Source organism: Aquimarina megaterium XH134 (genome assembly GCF_000520975.1).
Classification (GTDB): domain Bacteria; phylum Bacteroidota; class Bacteroidia; order Flavobacteriales; family Flavobacteriaceae; genus Aquimarina; species Aquimarina megaterium.
Map to the genome: position 1 here is coordinate 64,023 of NZ_JACB01000054.1, position 8,634 is coordinate 72,656.

General features: G+C 30.1%; 9 protein-coding genes. 2 read left to right on the forward strand and 7 right to left on the reverse strand.

The annotated features are described in order from the left end of the window. Positions 1–19: 19 nt before the first annotated feature. From Z053_RS0123890 to Z053_RS0123910, 5 genes are all read right to left on the reverse strand, one after another. Positions 20–934 carry a helix-turn-helix domain-containing protein gene (locus Z053_RS0123890; protein WP_025667491.1) on the reverse strand — a complete coding sequence of 305 codons (915 nt, stop codon included), beginning with the start codon at positions 932–934 and terminating at the stop codon, positions 20–22. A 25-nt stretch (positions 935–959) separates the two neighbouring features. Then, a complete protein-coding gene (locus Z053_RS0123895; protein ID WP_025667492.1) occupies positions 960–1,946 on the reverse strand; it encodes an aldo/keto reductase in 987 nt (328 codons plus the stop codon). A 273-nt stretch (positions 1,947–2,219) separates the two neighbouring features. After that, positions 2,220–2,774, reverse strand: coding sequence for a dihydrofolate reductase family protein (locus Z053_RS0123900; protein ID WP_025667493.1), 555 nt, complete (start codon positions 2,772–2,774; stop codon positions 2,220–2,222). Between the two features lie 42 nt (positions 2,775–2,816). Continuing rightward, complete coding sequence (locus Z053_RS30490) at positions 2,817–4,229, reverse strand: AraC family transcriptional regulator (RefSeq protein ID WP_025667494.1); 1,413 nt, start codon at positions 4,227–4,229, stop codon at positions 2,817–2,819. 66 nt (positions 4,230–4,295) lie between these two features. Next, positions 4,296–5,537 (reverse strand): S41 family peptidase, encoded by a 1,242-nt coding sequence (locus tag Z053_RS0123910; protein ID WP_025667495.1) that lies wholly within the window; start codon positions 5,535–5,537, stop codon positions 4,296–4,298. 188 nt (positions 5,538–5,725) lie between these two features. Here Z053_RS0123910 and Z053_RS0123915 point away from each other — a divergent pair, with 188 nt between their 5' ends. Both Z053_RS0123915 and Z053_RS0123920 read left to right on the forward strand, forming a co-directional pair. After that, complete coding sequence (locus Z053_RS0123915) at positions 5,726–6,712, forward strand: sensor histidine kinase (RefSeq protein ID WP_160170142.1); 987 nt, start codon at positions 5,726–5,728, stop codon at positions 6,710–6,712. Beyond that, positions 6,709–7,446 (forward strand): LytR/AlgR family response regulator transcription factor, encoded by a 738-nt coding sequence (locus Z053_RS0123920; protein WP_025667497.1) that lies wholly within the window; start codon positions 6,709–6,711, stop codon positions 7,444–7,446. Before Z053_RS0123915 ends, Z053_RS0123920 begins: the two co-directional genes overlap by 4 nt. Before the next feature lie 204 nt (positions 7,447–7,650). Here Z053_RS0123920 and Z053_RS29245 read toward each other — a convergent pair whose 3' ends face one another. Then, positions 7,651–8,049 (reverse strand): hypothetical protein, encoded by a 399-nt coding sequence (locus tag Z053_RS29245; RefSeq protein ID WP_152538384.1) that lies wholly within the window; start codon positions 8,047–8,049, stop codon positions 7,651–7,653. 338 nt (positions 8,050–8,387) lie between these two features. Beyond that, positions 8,388–8,570: a hypothetical protein gene (locus tag Z053_RS31175; RefSeq protein WP_152538385.1), complete on the reverse strand. Its 183-nt coding sequence runs from the start codon at positions 8,568–8,570 to the stop codon at positions 8,388–8,390. Positions 8,571–8,634: the final 64 nt, after the last annotated feature.

Consider the following 8,634-nt stretch of genomic DNA (forward strand, 5'->3'; position numbering starts at 1 on the left):
GCAGATTAGCACTACTTGGTTAGTTAAGGGATTGTCTAAATTTCAAAGGCGTCAAACTCGTCTTTGCTTTAAAAAATTTACTGAAGGATTGTGGATGTTCGTAACCCAGTTCGTAAGCAATTTCATTAATAGAAAGCTCTGTTATAGCTAGTTTTTCCTTTGCTTTTTCTATAAGTTTATTGTGTATATGCTGTTGTGTATTTTGTCCCGTAAGGGAACGTAACATATCGCTTAAATAACCTGAAGAAATATTAAGGTGTTCAGCAATAAGTTGAACTGTTGGTAAACCTTGTTCGGTTGTTTTTTTACTCTGAAAATAATCTTCTAAATAAAACTCTAGTTTTTGTAGCATATCATTGTTAACTGCTTTTCTTGTGATAAACTGGCGCCTATAAAAACGATTACAGTAGTTTAACAATAGCTCTACTTGTGAGAGTATTACATCCTGACTAAAGTCATCTATATTGTTTTTCAATTCCTCATCAATACTTTTGAATACAGAAAAAATAGTGGACTTTTCTTTCTCAGAAAGATGTAGTGCCTCATTCATTGAATACGAAAAGTAACCAAAATTATGGATATTCTTTGCTAAAGAGTACGTCCTGAAAAAATCAGGGTGAATCATTAAGGTATAACCAGAATACATAGTTTCATCAGGTGTTCCAAATAGTTGATTAGGTGCAGTGCATATCAACCCACCTTCACCAAAATCGTAATTACTTTGGCCATACTTAACTTTACCACAAAGACTTGTCTTATATGAAATTTTATAAAAATTAAGAATGAACGAATTAGGCAGCCCATCCCGTTGAATTTTAAAATCTTTGTTTTCTATAAAACTGATCATCGGGTGTAAAGGTTTTGATAACCCGAACACCCGATGAAAATCTGTTATAGAATTGAATTTTAGAGGCAGTTTTTCTTCTTTTTTCATTTCTAAAATTATTAATCTTCTGATTTTACGACACTAAAGCTGCTAATTTAAACATATCTTCATCTGTTGTTTTCTTTCCATGAATCTTGATCTTTGAAAGCTCATTTTCAATTTGTGTAAATTCATTTTCTGTCAATATGATGTCGACTGCACCAAAGTTTTCTATGTTTCTTTGTTCTTTTCTTGAACTAGGAATAGGTACAACAAAATCATTTTTATGTAACATCCAAGCTAAAGAAATTTGGGCTGGCGTTGCATTTTTCTTATCTGCAAATTTACTCAGTAAATCTATTAACGGTTGATTGGCAATAATGTTTTCTTTTTCAAAACGAGGAATAACTCTTCTAGCATCGAAGCCTACATATTCTGTATCTAGATTTATTTTACCTGAAAGAAAACCACTTGCCAATGGCGAATAAGCTACAAAACCTATACCTAGTTCTTTGCAAGTTGGTATAATATCTTCTTCAAAATGTCTGGATAACATAGAATATTCGCTTTGGATTGCAGTTATTGGTGTTACAGCATGTGCATTTCGTATTTCTTCAACGGTAGAATTAGATTGTCCCCAACCATGTATTTTTCCTTCCTCAATAAATTTCCCCATACACCATGCAACATCTTCAACAGGAATGTCTTTGTTTACCCTGTGTTGATAATATAAATCGATGTAATCCATTCCAAGATTTTTTAAGGAGGCTTCTAGTTTTTCCCTGATGATAATCATTAATTTGTCTCGAGTAAGGTTTTCTCCAGGTATTTGAAGCATGAACTTAGTAGCAATAACCACTTTGTTTCGAACATTTTTCAAGGCTTCTCCTACCAATTTTTCGTTTTCTCCATTCCCATATATTTCAGCAGTATCAAAAAAAGTACATCCTTGGTTATAAACTGATTGGATAATGCTTATAGCTTCTTTTTTGCTTGGAGTAGCTCCATAACCCATACTTAAAGACATACATCCATAACCTATTTCTGAAACCTTTAAATCTCTTAATTTATTAACTCTCATATCTTTTTGATTTTTAAATTATAGGTACAAAAGTCATTAGATCTTATTTTTTGAAAGTAGTAGAAATGAGGAATGTTTTAGTCAAAATGAGAATTTTCCTAAGAACACTTGCTCATCAAGAGTGATTTTTCGTACTACCTGTAACAACTTAGCTATAGTTTTTGGTGTAGAATCAAAAGGTGTTTTTAGAGTAGAATTAAGGGTGAATTATAGATTAATTTACGTTTTACTTCTCTGTATACAATCAATTATAACCATTATTAACTAGAGTTTTTATTCTTTTCTTATTTCATAACACAATTCAACCATTCCGTCTTTAAATGCTGTTACATCTTTTAGGTGTAACAGTAACTCCTTTCCGATATAGTCAAAGAATAATAATCCATCTCCTAGAATAATTGGTATTATAGTTATGTTTATTTCATCTGCTAATCCTAAACGTAAACACTCTTTTGTTAACATTGTACCGCCTACCATCCAGATATTCTTAAAATTTGGTTTTAGCTTTTCGTTAATGAGTTTATTTAGATCACCAGAGTAAAATTCTACCTTTTCCTTTTCTTTTTCACGGTCTTTATGAGTTAATACAAAGACTGGTACATCTGCATATGGCCATCCTAGTTCTAAAGCATGTTCATAAGTTCGCGAACCCATAATATAACAATCAATAGATTTAAGAAAATCTGTAATGTATTCATCGGTTAGATGAATACCTTTTTCGTAGTTGTTGGTTGATTGCATCCACGAAATGCTTCCATCTTTTTTGGCAATAAAACCATCAAGACTAGAAACCATATGTATCGTTACTTTAGATATTTTAGAATCCATTTTTAGATTATGACTAAAGACCTGTATTGTGGCATGTCGTTTTTATCTTTCGAGAATCCCTCTGATTTCGTTTATAAATTTTAAGGATTCAGTTTCAATTTGTTTTGTTAAAGTATTGAGATTGTCAAAATTAGGTTTTTCCACTATTTTATGATCGATAATCAAAAGACTGTCATTAATTGATTCTGCTATATGATAGGTATTCCAGCTACTACCTTTAAACATCTCCCAATACTTTTTTCGGATACTTTTATTTTGACCAGATAAACAAATTGTAAAACACATCATTTTATGATTAAAGATGATAACAAATTTCAATTTTTGTTTTTTTAACTCCTCGGTAGTTAAAGAAAAATAGGAAAAATCTGGATTACCTTGATAAATAGCCCCTAATTTAAAGACCGTTGCATATTCTTTATGAAAAAATGCTCTTAATTTTTTCATGTAATCTATCAGTTGATGATAATCTAACTGTACCTGATCATGCTTGACTAACTTGTTGTGATTAGAAAGACCCTCTTTGTCTGGGGTTTTGTTATTTTTGCTATGTTTTTCGATAGGAATACATATATCTACTATAAATTTTTGTTCAGGATGCGTTTTATGATCGTTAAGGTACATTTCAAAATAATCCCCATCTCTAAACCTATAATCGTTATCTAGTACCCATAAAGACAAACTTTCCCATGCTTTTGGGAAATCTTTTGCTTCAATTTCAAAATTTCCAATAGCATAGTTACCTTTTTGGATTACAAGAGGTCTAATTTCTCCTTCGGCTTTAAATTCTCTATTAATTGTTACACATGCACTATACCTTACTTTAGAAGTTTGGGTAACGTTTGGATTATCATGATAAATGGTAATAGCGCTAAAATCTGAGATAGAAAACATTTCTTTTTTGTTTCCCCATTCTATCAATCTTTGGTACATATTACCAATTTTATCAAACTCTCCAATGTGCATTATGCCAGCAAGTTTTATTTCTTGTAGTTCTTTTACGGTTATTTGTGCATTCATTTCAATCCATTTTTTAATGTTATCAATGCTACAAATGTATTTTTCGGTTGTAAAAGGTTCTATACCAATCTTGCTAAGTATATTTTTTCCTTCGGTTGTAAACCTGGTAGGGCTAATTCCATAATACTTTTTAAATGCTCTTGAAAATGAGCTTTCGTTATTAAAACCATAGTTATAAGCAAGTTCCTTTATAGGTTTGTTAGCGCCTACAAGTAGGATAGACGCAATACGTTCGATTCGTTTTCTAATAATATATTTATTAAGATTTTCACCAATAACTGTTGAAAAAACTCTATGGAAATGATACGATGAGTAATGAGCTTTTTTAGATAGCTGTTCGAGTGATAAGTTTGTATCAAGATTCTTTTCAATGAAATCCAATACGTAACTAATTCGTTTGATATATTCTCGTCTTGTTTCGTTTATTTCGGTTTGCATTTTTGTTTCGTTTTTCCAAATGCGATAATACTCAAGCCTTTGTTCATCATTATTGTATGCTGGTTTTTATTGTTTATACATAATATGATTAAGAAGTTTTTTTCGTCTTTCCTTCTCATTAAAAGCTTTTATGATTACATCAGGAACTGTTTGGGTTTCATCATTAGCGCTTCCATCAGGATTTAATCCCATTTCTCCGGTAAATCTAATAACAATACCGCTATTAGGAAGCGTTAATAGTAATGGATCTGTTCCAACTCCATCTCCACTTGTTTTTTCTCCTGCAACTGTAGCAAAATTTGTAGCCTTACAAAAATATGCTAAAGCTTCTGAACTAGAAAATACTTTATCATCTACCAAAAGATAAATTTTACCCAAATATTTTCTTTTGTCAGAAACTGGGTCTATTGTTATACGTTCTCTTCTAAATAGATAACTACCATCTTTTAATTCTTTTGGCATATTAGGTAATCCAATTTCTTCGTATGCAATGGTATCTTCAAAATAGTTTGGCTTAAATTTTTTTAACCTATCACAATTCTTAAATCCATAGACTATAGGGTAGGTAATGGTATCATTAATTAAATGGGGAACCATATTTTGCATCCAATATTCTGTACTACCACCATCATTACCTTGTATATCTATTATTAGGTTTTTATAATGATATGCTTTGTTAAAAAAATGCTTTAATGTATCAGCATCTTTGTCTACATAATCATAGCTAAATGATTTTACATGGATAATTGCGGTTGATAATGAATCTATAAAATCGATTTCAACATTTTGAGGTGCTTCTGTATCTATGTTGGTTTCGTTAGCATTGTTCTTATTAGCATTATTATTACGTTCTGGAAAGAAAAGTTCACGATTAATCTTTTTCCAATATGCTGAACGAATAACATCTGATTTTTCCAATTCTTTTACATAAACTGAATATATAGAATCTTGAGCCATTCCTTGTTTATATGCATCATAAAAATAGTTATAAATTATTGTTGGGTAAGCATCTGTATGACCGTTGTTTAAATCATTAAAAACTCCATTAAGAACTTTAAAAAACTCTTTGTTATTCTTTGTCTCCTTTATTTGTTTACTATACTTACTTTTATTTGAAAGCCAATCGATATTATGCACTCTTTTATTGATTCCAAAATAAGGGTAAGAAGCCTGAAGTTCGTTATATAAATAGTTGAAATCGTCTAATTTTTCAGATTGAGATAGTTGTATAAATGGTGTTTGTCCTAATAATGTGACACTAATTAACAGGTTTAAAATAAGAAGTATATACTTTTTTTTACGTGACATTTTTTAATTTTTTTATTGAGAAAAATAGTTATCGTACTTCAAAATTAGATGCGAAAAAAGATAGATTAAAATAATTGTGATAGGCTTAGGTGTATATGTGATGTGGTTTATTAAAAATGTGATGAATCGTGTTGGTCACAAAAAAAGAAGTGCAACTAAAGTAATCCTTACCTTTACACTTGATGAAAATGGTAGAAAAAATACTAAAAAGGCGATGGTATTATCACTCTTTAATTTGGGTACTTGCTATACTAGTAATTCTTGCTTTTTGGTCTTCAGAAAATGCTGACATACCAGAAAAGATTCTGGATACAGTTACCATTATTATTCCTTCTATTATTCTAACGTATCTTTTGTTCTTTTTTCAAGATTATTTTTTTCCTAAAAAACAGTATATCTATTTTGGTATTGTTGCCATTACAATTACAGCAATTATAGGATACTGTGCTGCATATTTTGGTACTTATTTATATGGTGAAGGAGCCGAATTAGATATTAGACAATGGATCCAAAATATGTTTATCATTTCTTTTATTGTTGTGGTGTCTCGAATAGCAAAGAGAGGTATTATAAGTCAATTAGAACTCCAAAAACTTCAGGTAGACAAACTGAAAATGGAAATTCATGTATTGAAAGCTCAGCTCAACCCTCATTTTTTGTTTAATACTATCAATAACATTTGTGGTGTTAACCAGGTTGATTCAGAGAAAAGTACTGAAATGCTAATCAACTTAGCTGAATTGCTTAGATATCATTTAGAATTTTCAACTGTTCAGAGAATTCCGGTTCGTAAAGAAATTCAACTTATAGAAGCTTTTATAGAATTGGAAAAGATGAGGTTAAGAGATAATTGTTCTGTAGAATTTAAGCGACCTGCAATAGATATTAAAACTTTTATAGCGCCGCTTCTTCTTTTGCCTTTTGTTGAGAATGCATTTAAACACGGAACACATACCTCACTTCCTAGTTTTATAGATATTAAGCTGTCTTATGACCAGTTTAAACTTGAGTTGATTATAGAAAATAGTCTGTTTAAAAATCAAAAAGTTTCTAAAAATAATATCGGACAAAAAAATACCATAAAGCGTTTACAACTCATTTATCCAGACAGATATCAACTAATTATCGAAGAAAAGAATGAAACTTATCGCGTTTATTTAATTATTAAGTTATGAATGCTACCTATAATATACTTATTATCGATGATGAGCCTTATGCTCATAATTTATTAGAAAGTTATTGTAATAAACTAGATTATGTAAAAATAGTAGGAAACTGCTATAATGGTTTAGAAGCACTTAACGAAATTAATAAGCAGCCGGTAGATATTATTCTTTTGGATATACAAATGCCAGAAATCTCTGGAATTGAGTTATTAGATACTCTTCAAAAAGAGGATATAAAAGTGATAATGGTTACGGCTTATTCTAACTACGCTATAGAAACGTACAATTATGATTTAGTAGTAGATTATTTATTGAAGCCTATAAAATTTGTTCGTTTTGTTAAAGCTTTAGAACGGGCAAGAAAAGTGATTGCGCTAGAGAAAAAAGAAACTCCTCAAAATTTTGAAACTAATACTGCTAATACTAATCCGACCTATTTTTGTATAAAAGAAGGAAAGACTATTCATAAGATTACTTATGAATCTTTGCTGTATATTCAATCCTATGGTAATTATTTAAAGCTATTCCTTACCGACGGAGAAATAAAAATTATTAGAAATACGATCTCTAAAATTGATAAAGAATTATCCTTGTTTGAATTTTGCCGAATTCATAAAAGCTACCTGGTAAATTTAAAACACGTTAGCAAAATCGACGCAAATAGAATACAAATAGGAGATATTACGCTACCATTGGGGAGTAATTATTCTCACTATTTTAAGGAAAGGTTTATTAACAAATAAGCCTAAAGAGGATAATCAGATTTATCGTAATTGTGGTTAACTCTTCTAATCGAGATATATTTTTTAGTTAGTTCTGAAACGATTTTGTGTATGATTTCATAATGGAAAAATCGGTAAGATTTTTACGATTAAGATCGAAAGATAACAAAAACACAAGGTATTTATGACGTAATGAATTATACACATGTTGTGCTTAGTGTTTTTTTACTGCGTATTTTTAAAATTGTCCTCAAAATATTTTATCCACTTCCCGTTAATTAATTGTTCTCCATATTCTCGAAAGCCTCCCTCTGGAGTTTTACTGAAAATAAATCTGTTTTTTTCATTGCTTTGTACAATGAGTTGTCCATCTTTATACTCTGCAGGATATCTATTTACTCCTTTTTTAGAAAAAGGGTAGTAATAATATTTTTTATCTTTTTCATCATAATAAATTATGGTATGAAGTTGTAGGAACTCAGTATTCAATTCAATGACTAAAATACTCTTGTCTAGGTCATAAGTGATTTTTTGATGTGCAGATCCTTGCCTCGAAACGACTCCATTTTCATAAACTTTTGTGGTACCGATCCATTCTCCAATCATAAAGTTCAATTGCTCCATTTTTTCTTGCTTTAAGTTTTGGCCAAAAGCTGAATTAAATAGAAGAAGAAAAACTATGTAATAATAGCATTTCTGATAGTGTCGAGGAAATTTTTGATATTCCATATTTCGTTATCTAATATTAAATACTACAATTAAATAAAAGATATGTCTTATATCTCTCTCTCATGTATGTTTATTTACAAATCTAGAGTATTTCTATAATATTATGCTCTAAAAGAGTTTGTATATATCTAATATCTGTTTACTATCGATTGATCGATCATACCATACCCATAAAAAAAGGATGGCTTTTTAAGCACATCCTTTTATCCATTACTTTAATATTTAAAGTATTGTTAATATAGAATACATTGTCCCCATCTGTTACATCTACCGGGTTCACAAAAACTTCCTCCAGCATAACTAATTCGACATTTGTTACGCCCACAACACGATATGCTCGCCATAGCTCCTTTAATATTTCGTTGTTGTTGTTTGGATAGTTTTTGAACTCCAGTTAATTCCAAAATGTTTTTCATTGTATGAAAGTTTTAAAAGTTAATAATTGAGATTATCTCCTGCTAAAAATATTGGATCATGTAG